10 protein-coding genes are annotated in these 13,144 nt (G+C 58.3%); 2 read left to right on the forward strand and 8 right to left on the reverse strand.

Annotated features, from left to right (window positions below):
- Window position 1 precedes the first annotated feature (1 nt).
- Genes ACOTZC_RS00235 through cecR form a run of 4 tightly spaced genes read right to left on the reverse strand, consistent with a single transcriptional unit; the run spans window position 2 to window position 4,526 of the window.
- The gene (locus tag ACOTZC_RS00235; RefSeq protein ID WP_163353583.1) at window positions 2-1,135 is read right to left on the reverse strand and encodes an ABC transporter permease; all 1,134 of its coding nucleotides are present in this window, start codon (window positions 1,133-1,135) and stop codon (window positions 2-4) included.
- A complete protein-coding gene (locus ACOTZC_RS00240; RefSeq protein ID WP_421635533.1) occupies window positions 1,125-2,864 on the reverse strand; it encodes an ATP-binding cassette domain-containing protein in 1,740 nt (579 codons plus the stop codon). Before ACOTZC_RS00240 ends, ACOTZC_RS00235 begins: the two co-directional genes overlap by 11 nt.
- Entirely contained in the window at window positions 2,857-3,852 is a 996-nt protein-coding gene (hlyD, locus tag ACOTZC_RS00245) for a secretion protein HlyD (protein ID WP_045355736.1), read from the reverse strand. The genes ACOTZC_RS00240 and hlyD overlap by 8 nt, the downstream gene beginning before the upstream one ends.
- Window positions 3,849-4,526, reverse strand: coding sequence for a transcriptional regulator CecR (gene cecR / locus ACOTZC_RS00250; protein ID WP_039261402.1), 678 nt, complete (start codon window positions 4,524-4,526; stop codon window positions 3,849-3,851). Before cecR ends, hlyD begins: the two co-directional genes overlap by 4 nt.
- A gap of 207 nt (window positions 4,527-4,733) precedes the next feature.
- On the opposite strand from cecR, the gene rhlE reads away from it, so the two are divergent.
- Window positions 4,734-6,119 (forward strand): ATP-dependent RNA helicase RhlE, encoded by a 1,386-nt coding sequence (gene rhlE, locus ACOTZC_RS00255; protein ID WP_047173458.1) that lies wholly within the window; start codon window positions 4,734-4,736, stop codon window positions 6,117-6,119.
- Between the two features lie 97 nt (window positions 6,120-6,216).
- On the forward strand, window positions 6,217-8,394 hold the full coding sequence (gene dinG / locus ACOTZC_RS00260; RefSeq protein ID WP_047173459.1) for an ATP-dependent DNA helicase DinG: 2,178 nt from the start codon (window positions 6,217-6,219) through the stop codon (window positions 8,392-8,394).
- Here the strand turns inward: dinG and ACOTZC_RS00265 are convergent.
- From ACOTZC_RS00265 to ACOTZC_RS00280, 4 genes are read right to left on the reverse strand one after another with little or no spacing between them, the layout of a single operon-like run.
- Window positions 8,381-8,884, reverse strand: coding sequence for a fimbrial protein (locus ACOTZC_RS00265; protein ID WP_047173460.1), 504 nt, complete (start codon window positions 8,882-8,884; stop codon window positions 8,381-8,383). The genes dinG and ACOTZC_RS00265 overlap by 14 nt on opposite strands.
- Complete coding sequence (locus ACOTZC_RS00270) at window positions 8,881-9,873, reverse strand: fimbrial protein (RefSeq protein WP_045403826.1); 993 nt, start codon at window positions 9,871-9,873, stop codon at window positions 8,881-8,883. The genes ACOTZC_RS00265 and ACOTZC_RS00270 overlap by 4 nt, the downstream gene beginning before the upstream one ends.
- A 20-nt stretch (window positions 9,874-9,893) precedes the next feature.
- Window positions 9,894-12,437 carry a fimbria/pilus outer membrane usher protein gene (locus ACOTZC_RS00275; RefSeq protein WP_421635534.1) on the reverse strand — a complete coding sequence of 848 codons (2,544 nt, stop codon included), beginning with the start codon at window positions 12,435-12,437 and terminating at the stop codon, window positions 9,894-9,896.
- A 25-nt stretch (window positions 12,438-12,462) separates the two neighbouring features.
- Window positions 12,463-13,137 (reverse strand): fimbrial biogenesis chaperone, encoded by a 675-nt coding sequence (locus tag ACOTZC_RS00280; protein WP_045403762.1) that lies wholly within the window; start codon window positions 13,135-13,137, stop codon window positions 12,463-12,465.
- Window positions 13,138-13,144 lie beyond the last annotated feature (7 nt).

Genomic DNA, 13,144 nt, shown 5'->3' on the forward strand with positions numbered 1-13,144 from the left:
CTTAATCCAGTCGCCGTTTGGTTTTCATCCACGTCAACCCAATAAACATCGCCGCTGACGCCATTAAAAACAGCGTGTTGACGAGCAGCACCACCGGAATATTCCCCGCCAGGAAGAGGCTTTGCAGCGTGCTCACAAAGTAGCGTGCCGGGATGATGTAGGTCACGGCGCGGATCACCGCAGGCATACTGTCAATCTGGAAGATAAACCCGGACAGCATAATCGACGGTAAAAAGGCGGCATTGAGGGCCACCTGCGCGGCGTTGAACTGGTTGCGGGTGATGGTGGAGATGAGCAGCCCCATGCCCAGTGTACTGAGTAAAAACAGGCTGGTGATAAAAAACAGCACCACCAGCGAGCCGCGATACGGCACGCCGAGGATAAAGACCGAGACAAGCATGCAGAGCAGCATCGCCAGCATGCCGAGGAAATAGTAGGGGATGAGCTTACACAGCAGCAGCTCGACGCGCGTGACTTCGGTAGAAAGCAGCGCCTCCATGGTCCCGCGCTCCCACTCGCGGGCGATCACCAGCGAGGTCAGGATCGCGCCAATCACCGTCATGATAATTGTCACCGCGCCCGGAATAATAAAGTGCTGACTGATGGCGGCGGGGTTAAACCAGTAGCGCGTCTGCACGTCGATGAGCGGTTTAAATTCTTCACCCCGATCTTCCGCCCGCTGCATCTGCCAGAGCTGCCAGATCCCCTCCGCGTAGCCCTGCACGAAGTTGGCGGTGTTTGGCTCGCTGCCGTCGGTGATCACCTGGATCGGCGCATCGGCATTTGCCCGCGCCATATTGGCGGCAAAATCCACCGGAATGACGATCAGGCCGCGAATTTTCCCGGCCTGCATTTTCTGGATCAACTCCTGCCTGTTATCGCTGATGGTGGCGTCAATGTAGGGCGAACCGGTCATGGCGTGGGTAAAGTCCAGCGCCTCTTTGCTCTGCTGCTCCAGCAAAATCCCGACCCGCAGCTTGCTGGAATCCAGGTTAATGCCGTAGCCAAAGATAAACAGCAGCAGCAGGGGGATCACTACCGCAATCAGCCAACTGCTGGGGTCACGCACGATCTGCCGCGTCTCTTTAATGCACAGCGCGCGCACCCTGCGCCAGGAAATGGCCTTACTGCGCATGGGCATTCTCCTTATCCCAGTCGTGGATGAGGGTGATAAACGCCTGCTCCATGGTCGGGTCCGGTACCTCATCGTCGGCGGCCTGGTTTTTCAGGTCGTCCGGCGTGCCGTGGGCAATCAGCTTGCCGCGATACACCAGCCCGATGCGGTCGCAGTACTCCGCCTCGTCCATGAAGTGGGTGGTCACCATCACGGTCACGCCTTTTTCCACCATGCTGTTGATATGCAGCCAGAACTCGCGGCGGGTAATGGGATCAACGCCAGACGTGGGTTCATCCAGAAACAGAATATCCGGCTCGTGCATCAGCGAGCAGGCCAGCGCCAGCCGCTGTTTAAAGCCGAGCGGCAGCTCGTCGGTGGCGTGTGAAGCAATGTTCGTTAACCCGAAGGCATCGCTCATGCGGCGGATTTTGTCGTTCTGCGCCCGCCCGCGCAGGCCGTACACGCCGGAGAAAAAGCGCAGATTCTGCTCGACCGTCAGGTTGCCATACAGGGAGAACTTCTGCGCCATGTAGCCCAGATGCTGGCGCGCCTTGCCGGAGCTGACCTTCAGATCCATATCCAGCACCAGCGCCTTGCCGGACGTCGGCACCAGCAGGCCGCACATCATCTTAAAGGTGGTCGATTTTCCCGCGCCGTTCGGCCCGAGCAGGCCAAAAATCTCCCCGCGCTTCACCGCGAAATTGACGTTGTCGGTGGCGGCGAAATCCCCAAATTTCTTGGTGAGGGACTTGGCCTCAATGACCGTTTCGCCCGGCGTGCCGTCCACCGTATGCAGAATGGCGGCAAGCGGCGACTCTGACGTACCCGCGCCGCCCAGCAGGTCGATAAACGCGTCTTCAAAGCGCGGCGCGGTCTCTTCCATCTCGATCTCAGGCATGCCGGGCGCGCGGCGAATCTCGTCGACGGTGGCCTCTTTTTTGAGAATTACCCGTACCGAGCGGCCCTGGATCATCCCGTCGCTGACCTGCGGCAGCCTAAGCACCCGCTGCAGCAGCCTGCGGTTGGACTCCTGCGGGCTGTGCAGCAGGAAGCTGCGCCCGTCCATGCTCTGCGTCAGCGTCGTCGGCTCGCCCTGATAAAGCAGTTCGCCTTCGTTCATCAGCAGCACGTCCCGGCACTGTTCCGCTTCGTCGAGGTAGGAGGTGCTCCAGAGGATCAGCATCCCGTCGCCCGCCAGCTCGTGCACCATCTGCCACAGCTCGCGGCGCGATATCGGGTCGACGCCCACGCCGGGCTCGTCCAGCAGCAGCACTTTTGGCTCGCCCACCAGCGTGCAGGCCAGACCCAGCTTCTGCTTCATCCCACCGGAAAGCTTGCCCGCCAGCCGGTCGGTGAACGGGCCGAGGGAGGTAAACTCCAGCAGGCGGGCGAAGGTTTTCTCCCGGGTTTCGCCGGTAACGCTGCGCAGGTCGGCGTACAGGTTCAGGTTTTCCATCACCGTCAGATCTTCATACAGGCCAAACTTCTGCGGCATATAGCCGAGCATGGCGTGGAGCGCGCCGTCGTCTTTAATCGGATCCAGGCCCAGCACGCTGGCCGAGCCTTCATCCGGCTTCAGCAGTCCGGCCAGCATCCGCATCAGCGTAGTTTTCCCCGCGCCGTCCGGGCCGACCAGCCCGGTCACATAGCCTTTCTGGATAGTGCAGTTCAGCGGCGCGACGGCCGGTTTGTCCATTCCCGCGAAGCGTTTAACCAGATTATTGAGCTGAATAACCGCGTCATTCATGTCGTTCCCCGTTGTCTACTTTTACGGTGACGGGCATGCCCTGACGCAGCGCGTCGTCCGCATCGGTCACGATGATGCGAAGGCGATACACGAGGTCGGTGCGCAGGTCCGGTGTTTCAACGGTTTTCGGCGTGAATTCGGCGGTAGGGGAGACAAAGCCCACCTTGCCGTGATACGGCTTGTCCGGGCGACCGTCGGTATAGAGCAGCAGCTCGCGGCCCGGCTGCATCTGGCCGAGGTTTGGCTCATCAACGTAGGCGCGTACCCAGACCGGGCGGGTCAGGGAGAGCGTTAAGACGGTGCTGCCGGCGCTGAGCATGCTGCCCGGCTCCACGGCGCGGGTCATCAGCATGCCGTCAGACGGCGCGATTAAGGTGGTGTCGTGCAGATCCAGCTCTGCCTGGGCCAGCTGCGCCTGCGCCTGTTCAAGGCTGGCCTTCGCCTGGGCGATGTCCTGCGGTCGGTTACCGGTGTGGTACTGGCTTAATTTATCCTGCGCGGACTTCAGCGTGGCCTGCGCCTGGTCGCGGGACGAGCGTGCATTTTCCAGATCGTTGGCGGAAATGGTGCGGCTTTTCCACAGCCCCTGCTGGCGCGCGTAGAAGTTCTGCGCGTAGTCATAGGCGGCTTGCGCCTGCTTAACGGCGGCGGCGGCCTGGGCGATCTCTTCGTCGCGATAGCCAGCCAGCATCAGGTCATACTGCGCCTGGGCGACGGACACGCCCGCTTTGGCCTGCAGCAGCGCATTTTCATAGGGCGCTTTATCCAGCATCCCCAGCGTCTGCCCGCTTTTAATGGCATCGCCTTCGTCCACGCTCAGCGAGGCGAGACGTCCGCCCACGCGGAAGCTCATGTTCACCGTACGAATATCCACGTTACCGTACAGCGTCAGGCCTTTATCCTGATGGCTCTGATACCACAGCCATCCACCGACTCCGGCGGCAAGCAAAACAACAACCACCAGAATGATGGCGACAGGTTTTTTCATGACTTCAGGCTCCTTTGCGTTAAGCCTTGCAGGATCAGATCGACGTGACAGGCGATCACCTTGCTAATCTGCGCGGCTTTATCCTCATCAAATTGTGTCCAGCCGGTGCGTAACAGGATGGTTTCCCTGCCCAGACGGAAGGCAAGGATTTCACCCAGCAGGGCGTGGGTATGCAAAACTGTCTCGGTATCACTGGCGTCCCGCCCGGTATAGGCGGCGATCAGCCGGGTCAGGTGCGAGTGCATTGGCTCAATCACCCGATCGTGTACCCGCTGGTAGGCGACGGTCGGGGAGAGCTGCTCCCGGGAGATAAACTTGCTCAGGTTGAGCGTATCGTCGTGCGTCAGCAGGCGGATCATATCGTGACAGGCATTGAGAATAAGCTGGCGAACGGCGGCGCGATCCGGCGACGGCTGGCCGAGCAGCGCGGTGGCTTCCTCAACGTGCGGGTGAAACTGCGTGCCGATAAAATCGGCGATCCACTCGGCGCAGGCGAGGTATAAATCCTCTTTTGAGCCAAAATAGTAGGTAATCGCCGCAATGTTCTGCCCGGCCAGCGCGGCAATATCGCGCGTGGTTGCATGCAGCCCGTACTCACCAAACTGCGCCAGCGCGGCGGCGATAAGCTGATTTTTGGCCTGTTCACCTTTGGTTGTTGTGGGTGTCGTATTCATGGCGGCATTAAGAATTAATCAATCGATTGATTAAGATTATGCCTGATTCCCGCTTACGTCGAGGGAACGCTGAGGGATATTTTATGCGCTACGTCACAAAAGCTGCTACACTCCGCTCCTTCGCGACATTGTGGTTTTTGTCCTCCCCTATTCGTTATATCTCCCTGAAAACTACACCTGTGATGGTCGGGGCGGTTCGGAGTTTTTATGTCTTTTGATTCCCTTGGCCTGAACCCGGAAATTCTGCGCGCGATCGCAGAGCAGGGCTACGTTGAGCCAACCCCAATCCAGCAGCAGGCGATCCCCGCCGTTCTTCAGGGCCGTGACCTGATGGCGAGCGCCCAGACCGGTACCGGCAAAACCGCGGGCTTTACCCTGCCGCTGTTAGAGCTGCTGGTAAAAAACCAGCCGCACGCCAAAGGCCGTCGTCCGGTTCGTGCCCTGATCCTGACCCCAACCCGCGAGCTGGCGGCGCAGATTGGTGAGAACGTGCGTGACTATAGCCGATATCTCAACATCCGCTCGCTGGTGGTTTTCGGCGGGGTCAGCATCAACCCGCAGATGATGAAGCTGCGCGGCGGCGTGGACGTGCTGATAGCAACGCCGGGCCGTCTGCTGGATCTCGAACACCAGAACGCGGTGAAGCTGGATAACATCGAAATTCTGGTGCTGGACGAAGCCGACCGCATGCTCGACATGGGCTTCATCCACGATATTCGTCGCGTGCTGGCCAAGCTGCCTGCGCGTCGTCAGAACCTGCTCTTCTCCGCGACCTTCTCCGACGAGATCAAGGCGCTGGCGGAAAAGCTGCTGCATAACCCGCTGGAAGTGGAAGTCGCGCGCCGCAACACCGCCTCCGAGCAGGTGACGCAGCACGTTCACTTTGTGGATAAAAAGCGCAAGCGGGAACTGCTCTCCCAGATGATCGGTCAGGGCAACTGGCAGCAGGTGCTGGTCTTTACCCGCACCAAGCACGGCGCCAACCACCTGGCGGAACAGCTGAATAAAGACGGCATCCGCAGCGCCGCCATTCACGGTAACAAGAGCCAGGGCGCGCGTACCCGTGCGCTGGCGGACTTTAAATCCGGCGACATCCGCGTGCTGGTGGCGACCGACATCGCTGCCCGTGGTCTCGACATTGAAGAGCTGCCGCACGTGGTGAACTACGAGCTGCCGAACGTGCCGGAAGATTACGTTCACCGTATCGGCCGTACCGGCCGCGCGGCGGCAACCGGTGAAGCGCTCTCTCTGGTCTGCGTGGACGAGCACAAGCTGCTGCGCGACATCGAGCGCCTCCTGAAGAAAGAGATCCCGCGCATCGAAACCCCGGGTTACGAAGTGGATCCGTCGATCAAAGCCGAGCCGATTCAGAACGGTCGTCAGGGCGGCGGTGGACGTGGCCAGGGCGGCGGCGGTCGCGGTCAGCAGCCGCGTCGTGCCGAAGGTAGCGCGCCGAAATCATCCGGCAAACCGCCGCGTCGTAACAACGACAGCAAACCGGCGGGTGAAAACCCGTGGCGCAGCGGCGAAGGGAAACCGGCAGGAGAAGGGCAGCGTCGACGCCGCCCGCGCAAGCCCGCTAACCCGCAGTAATCTGGAAGCCCGGTCGTAAAGCCGGGCTTTTCTTTTTGCGGCAGCGAAGAGAAAGTGCCACAATAGTGGCTGTTTATACAGTGTTTCAGGTTTTCCGATGGCTTTAACCGCTGCGCTCAAGGCGCAAATTGGCGCATGGTATAAGGCGCTACAACAGCAGATCCCCGATTTTATCCCCCGAGCGCCGCAGCGGCAGATGATTGCTGACGTGGCAAAAACGCTCGCCGGGGACGACGGGCGACATCTGGCGATTGAAGCCCCAACCGGCGTCGGGAAAACCCTGTCGTATCTCATTCCCGGCATCGCGATTGCGCGGGAAGAGGACAAAACGCTGGTGGTCAGCACCGCCAACGTGGCGCTGCAGGACCAGATCTTCAGCAAGGATTTACCCCTGCTGCGCAAAATTATCCCCGACCTGCGGTTTACGGCAGCCTTTGGGCGCGGGCGTTACGTGTGTCCGCGTAACCTGGCGGCGCTGGCCAGCAGCGAGCCGAATCAGCAGGATCTGCTCGCGTTTCTGGATGACGAGCTGACGCCAAACAATAAGGCCGAGCAGGAGCAGTGTGCAAAACTCAAAGCCGAGCTCGACGGCTATAAGTGGGACGGCCTGCGGGATCACACCAGTCAGGCCATCAGCGATGACCTGTGGCGCAGGCTCAGCACCGACAAAGCCAGCTGCCTGAACCGCAACTGCCACTACTACCGCGAATGCCCGTTCTTTGTCGCCCGGCGCGAAATTCAGGAAGCCGAAGTGGTGGTGGCTAACCACGCCCTGGTAATGGCGGCGCTGGAGAGCGAAGCGGTGCTGCCGGAGCCGAAAAACCTGCTGCTGGTGCTTGATGAAGGTCATCATCTGCCGGACGTGGCGCGTGACGCGCTGGAGATGAGCGCCGAAATCACCGCGCCCTGGTTCCGCCTGCAGCTGGATCTCTTCTGCAAGCTGGTGGCGACCTGCATGGAGCAGTTCCGCCCGAAAACCACGCCGCCGCTGGCGGTGCCGGAGCGGCTGAGCGACCACTGCGAAGAGGTGTATAGCCTCATCTCATCCCTGAACAACATCCTGAATCTTTATCTTCCGGCAACCCAGGAAGCCGAACACCGCTTTGCGATGGGTGAGCTGCCGGAAGAGGTGATGGAGATTTGCCAGCAGCTGGCGAAGCATCTGGAAAAGCTGCGCGGGCTGGCGGAGATGTTCTTAAACGATCTCAGCGAGAAAACCGGCTCGCATGACGTGGTACGTCTGCACCGCGTTCTGCTGCAGATGAACCGCGCGCTGGGGATGTTCGAAGCGCAAAGCAAGCTCTGGCGTCTGGCCTCGATGGCGCAGGCGTCCGGCGCGCCGGTCACCAAATGGGCCACTCGCGAAGTGCGGGACGGGCAGGTTCATCTCTTTTTCCACTGCGTGGGCATCCGCGTGGCCGATCAGCTGGAAAAGCTGATCTGGCGCAGCGTGCCGCACGTTGTTGTCACCTCTGCCACGCTGCGCTCCCTGAACAGTTTTTCAAGGCTGCAGGAGATGAGCGGGCTAAAAGAGAAAGCGGGCGACCGCTTTGTGGCGCTGGACTCGCCGTTTAACCACTGCGAGCAGGGCAAGCTGGTCATTCCGCGCATGAAATTCGAGCCGCTTATTGATAACGAAGAGCAGCACATCGCTGAAATGGCGGCCTACTTCCGCGATCAGGTCGAGAGTAAAAAGTACCCCGGCATGCTGGTGCTGTTTGCCAGCGGGCGGGCGATGCAGCGCTTCCTCGAACACGTCACCGATCTGCGTTTACTCCTGCTGGTGCAGGGGGAGCAGCCGCGCTACCGGCTGGTGGAAACCCACCGTAAACGCATTGATAGCGGCGAGCGCAGCGTGCTGGTGGGGTTGCAGTCGTTTGCTGAAGGTCTGGATTTGAAAGGCGATTACCTGACGCAGGTGCATATCCATAAAATAGCCTTCCCGCCTATCGACAGCCCGGTGGTGATTACCGAGGGGGAGTGGCTGAAAAGCCTCAACCGCTATCCGTTTGAGGTGCAGAGTTTACCTGCGGCGTCGTTTAATCTGATTCAGCAGGTCGGCCGCTTGATACGTAGCCACGGCTGCTGGGGCGAGGTGGTGATTTATGACAAACGCCTGCTCACCAAAAATTACGGCCAACGGCTCCTGAACGCCCTGCCGATCTTCCCGATCGAACAGCCAGAGGTGCCCGAGGTAAAAAAACGCCCGGCAAAACCAGCCGCCGGGCGCAAGAAAAGCATCCGTGCTAAGGGGCGCAGTCCTACTGGTAAATGAAGGTCACCTGTACCACGCTGCTGAACGTTCCTGCCGTGACCGGCAATGAGGTGGCGTAATAGCGGGCGGCCAGCGGGAAATCCGCCGTGTGATTGTTCTGGTTGATCAGCACGCTGAAGCTGGCGTCCGGGGCAAGCGAGATCTGATCCTGCGGGTCGGCAAGCTCCAGCGCCAGTCCTTTCGCGGTTCCGGTGCTGGCGAATTTAGTCGGATGAAGGCTGTCTGGTTGACCGTGAAAGGTGGCCGTGGCCAGCACGGAAGTGGTTGGGCATTTCGACAGGGTTAAGTCGAATGATGTCCATTGTCCGGTATCGCCCACGTCCTTAAAATCGCCGGTATTCGCTTTGCCCAGATTGACCGTCAGGTTCTGGCTGGCGCTGTCCACCTGGCAGGCGTTGGCATAAATGTTTCCGCGAACATCGAGTTGAATTTCTTCCGCCAGGCTCTGGCTGGCCACACCAAGCAGTAAAAGGGTTAATAACGTTTTCATTTGTAGGCTACCGTAATGGTTGCGACGGCATTCGCCGTTCCGGGCGTCACCTCCGAACTGGTTTGTTCGTAAGAGACGCTGAAGGGATATTGCGACTGGACATTGGCATAGGCGGTAAAGGTATTCATATATTGCCCGAAAACAGGTATCTGACCGTCAAAGAGCATTTTCACCCCCACGCCGGTGGCGACGCCGCTTTCCGGCGTTAATTTGATCACGCCGGGAAAATTCGTTTCATAGCCATTGGCGCTGGTGATCATCATTTCCGGCTGTACATCCCGATCGCAGAGCATGCCGATATTGAATACCGACTGTGAGACCAGGGTTCCCGGACCGGTAAAACGGCTCACCGGAAAATCACCCAGCGTGACGGTCAGGGATTTAGGTGACACCGAACAGGTCACTGCTTTTACCTGAACATTGCCTGAGTAAGAGAGGGTATTAGGGTCACCCAGGGCCTCAACGCGTCCCACTGCAAGGTTGAATTGCGTATTGCTCATTGTCAGTGCGCCCGAAGCCACGGTTTCGCTGGTTTTTACCAGTTCCAGCATCACGTCAAAGCTAAAGGGGATGGTAGAGTCACTGTTTATCGTACCGGAGACCTGGCCTACGGGCATGTTCGCCGAACAAATCTGGTCCGCAGCGCCGGTCACGCGCTGTCCTTTATCATTTTTTAGCGAGATACCGATACCAGCAACGCCTGTTTCATAGACGCCAGGGAGCCCGGGGATCTCTTTGCCGAAGCCGTTGTAGCACGCGATGATTGGCTGACCCGCATCCGGCGCGTAGTAACAGTTTCCCGATATGTGCACGGTGCGTTCAGTTCCCGGAATGGTCGAACCCACGGGCAGGCTGGTGGAGACCGAAATCGACGTTAATGATAGTAGCGCGGGCAGGCTCGGCGATTGGCAAGAAGCTTTTGCGTGCGGCATAAAGAGTGCTGCCGTCGCCAGAACTAAAAGTAAGAAAAATGATTTTGCTATCTGCATCATGATCGGTCCGGTGTTAATCAGTGACACTGCGCCGCAGCATTAATAATGTTGGTGTTATCCTTCTCTTGCATCAGGGCGTAATCGGCGACGCAATGCTCGCTCCCCTCCTTGCCCCAGGAAACGAAAAGGCGTCCGTGCTGCGGCAGTCCGGTGAGATACACCAGGCCGTCGTTACCGACGATAAATTCACTGCTCTTATCTTCCGTGGTAACCGTTGCGCCGAAGGGCAGCGGTTTATCATTCCAGGCGAGGGTCATTAAGACGCGGTTGCCCACGCGAGTATCGAAGCTGGCGCGAACTACCGCGCCGCGTGATGGTGTTACCGTCTGCGAGGCGTGCGTGACGTCGGCATCGTCTGGCAGTGTCTCCGTGTCCAGTGAAATGGGGTTGTGACGCCACGGCGTGACAAAGGGCACCAGCGTATAGCCGCGAGAGTCCGTTTCCACGCCCGTCTGGTTGGCAACGTGCGTGCCGTGTGTTCCCGGCGCTTTAATCAGCACCACGGTTTCGCCCAGGGTCTGACCGAAGGTGACGCCGTCAGAGTGGGCGACGATGCCGCCCTGGATCCCGGCGCTCACGGTGTGCTGATGGCTGTCCTGGCTGACGCCCCCGCGTATTTCACCGTAGGTACCTTTGTAATCCGCATTCATACTGGTAGAAGTGTTGTTATTGGCGCTGTCCAGTCCCTGCTGAACGTTCCAGCTCAGCTTGTCTCCCTCCAGCGCGGTACCATTCAGGCCCAGATTGTGGGTGGTGCCGTCTTTACCGTTGTTCAGGCTGTAGTTTGCCCAGGTGTCAGGCAGCCAGCGGTCGAGCGGAACCGACACGTTGAGGCCGATTTGTCGGTCATCGCTGATGGATTTACCGTCCTCGTCCATGTCGTCGCTGTTTTTATTGACGCTGTAGCTCAGGCTATAGCTCACGCCGTGCCAGCTGTTGTTGTAGCTCACGCTCAGGGAGGTCATATCCTGACTCTGGCTCCAGTAACGCTCTTTCACCAGGCTTAGCGTCACCGAACCCCACTTATCGCCCAGCGTCTGGTCGATGGTGGCCTCCGCTCGTGCGCGGCGCTGCTGTGGAGCGGACCAGTCGTTTGCACGAGTCCAGGACTCCATAGTGTCCTGCAGGGTGTAAAAGCCTTTGCTGTTGTAGCGATAACCCGCCAGCGAGAAGCTAGTGCCGGTCGCGGTAAAATTTTTGCTATAGCGCAGACGAAGGGATTGCCCTTTGCTGGTTTTGCGCTTTTTCAGTAACGCTTTGGCGCGGGTAACGTCTAAGGAGAACGCGCCGAGGTCGCCAAGGTTTTTCCCTGCGCCGAGCGCGGCGGAGTGGTAATGCGAACTCTGCTGCGTACCGCCGTAAAGGGTGACCCCGTGTGACAGGCCATAGATGGCGCTGCCCTGGGCGAAAGGGGTCTTCTCAACCTCTTTATCGTATGAACGGTAACGCCCTGCCGCGACGCTGTATTTCAGGTGTTTTTCCCGCTGCAGCACCGGCACGGAGGCAAACGGCACCACGAAATGACTCTCGCTGCCGTCGGTCTCTTTTACCGTGACGTTCAGATCGCCGCTGCTGCCGGTGGGGTAGAGATCGTTAATCTCAAACGCGCCGGGGGCCACGGTGTTTTGATAGATAACGTAGCCATTCTGGCGAACCACCACCTGGGCATTACTGTGCGCCGTGCCGCGTACCACCGGGGCATAACCGCGCTCGCTGTCCGGCAGCATGTCGCTTTCGGTAGCCAGCTGTGCGCCAGTGTAAGAGACGCTGTCGAAAACGTCGGCCTGGGTGCTGCTCTGCCCCACGGTCAATTCGCTCTTCAGCCCCACGATATCGCGCTGGGCATAGGTATAGACCGGGGTCAGCTTGCCGTCGTCCTGACCCCCGTCCGAATTGTGGTTCCAGGTACTGTAATTACGCACGCGCCAGGCACCGGCGTTAAAGCCGGGGCGCAGATTAATAAACTGGCTGCTATTGTCCGCTTTCCCCTGCTGGCGGGCGCGGCTTTGGCTGGCGTTAACGCTATAGTTCAGGATGCCCGCGGTGATCCCTTCGTCATACTCTTTCGGATCGATGTAGCCGCGAGGCACCTGGCCCAGCGCCGACTGGGGAATACTCAGCAGTAGTTGCTGGTTTTTGATGCGGAAAGTCGCCGAGGCCGAAGGGATGGCGCTGAGATCCGCGCATTCCCCTTTTGCCGCCAGCTTTGGATAATCTTTTGTTTTGATGCCCAGATGCGTTAATTCATCCAGACTCAGGCAGGGCTGCAGGGAATCATCTCCCTGCGCATCTTTTTGTAATGTAAAAAGGACGTCACGGGTGTCGATTTTATTGTTATTGACGAACATCGTTACCTGATATTTGCCTGGCGCCTGACCGGGACCTTTTTCATAAACAGAGAGATCGGTCTTTGCCTGCTCTGGATTATCAATATCCAGCAGGGCAGGGTTAAAATAATCATCAGCGTGGGCCTGGAGCGCGCAGCATGTCACCGCTATCCCACAAAAAGTGGGCAGCATTTCACGCAGTCGACGTAATAGCGGCTTAGTTGTGCTGTACATGATTATCCAGGCGTCGAATAGAGTATTAACGAACGGATGCAGACCAGGTTTTACTGATGCTTCCGTAATCGTTAATGACCGACCAGCTCACGGTGTTACCGCTCATATTTGACGGAAGGGCAAAGCGGGTAGCGGTATTTGGCACAGCCCAGGTCGCTTTTGTTACTTTTTGGCCGTTCAGCGTTACGCTCTGGAAATTCATATAAAAAGGAGTAGGGTTGTTGACCACCAGATCGTTGCCTTCGCGGTGCCATTCCAGTTTATCAGCCACCGCTTCGGGTTTGCCTTTAATCGAAGTAGGGCGATACAGCAATTTAATACGGGTATTAATGGCGATTTGTAATGTATTAACGCCCTCTTCATGGCTTGAAGAAGGAATGGCTTTAATATTTAACCAGTACAACGACTCGCGATCTTCCGGCATATTTCCGCCGGTGCGTACCACGCGCAGCACGTTATCTTCTTTAGCATTCAGACGGAACAGCGGCGGGGTAATCAGAAACGGTGCTTTACCGCCTTTTTTCAAACCGGTATCCACCCAGGATTGTACCAGATAGTTAATATCATCCGGATTGGAAACCCCAATCGAAGACTCTTTTTTCTCTCCCTGATAAACCAGTCGGGTGCCATTAATGATCACACCTGCATGGGCTGTTACTGCGGTCAGTAAAAGCGCGCTTAATAAATAACTGTGTCGCATAAATATG

It is taken from the genome of Enterobacter cloacae complex sp. SHL009 (genome assembly GCF_049237205.1).
GTDB classification, from domain to species: Bacteria; Pseudomonadota; Gammaproteobacteria; order Enterobacterales; family Enterobacteriaceae; genus Enterobacter; species Enterobacter cloacae_M.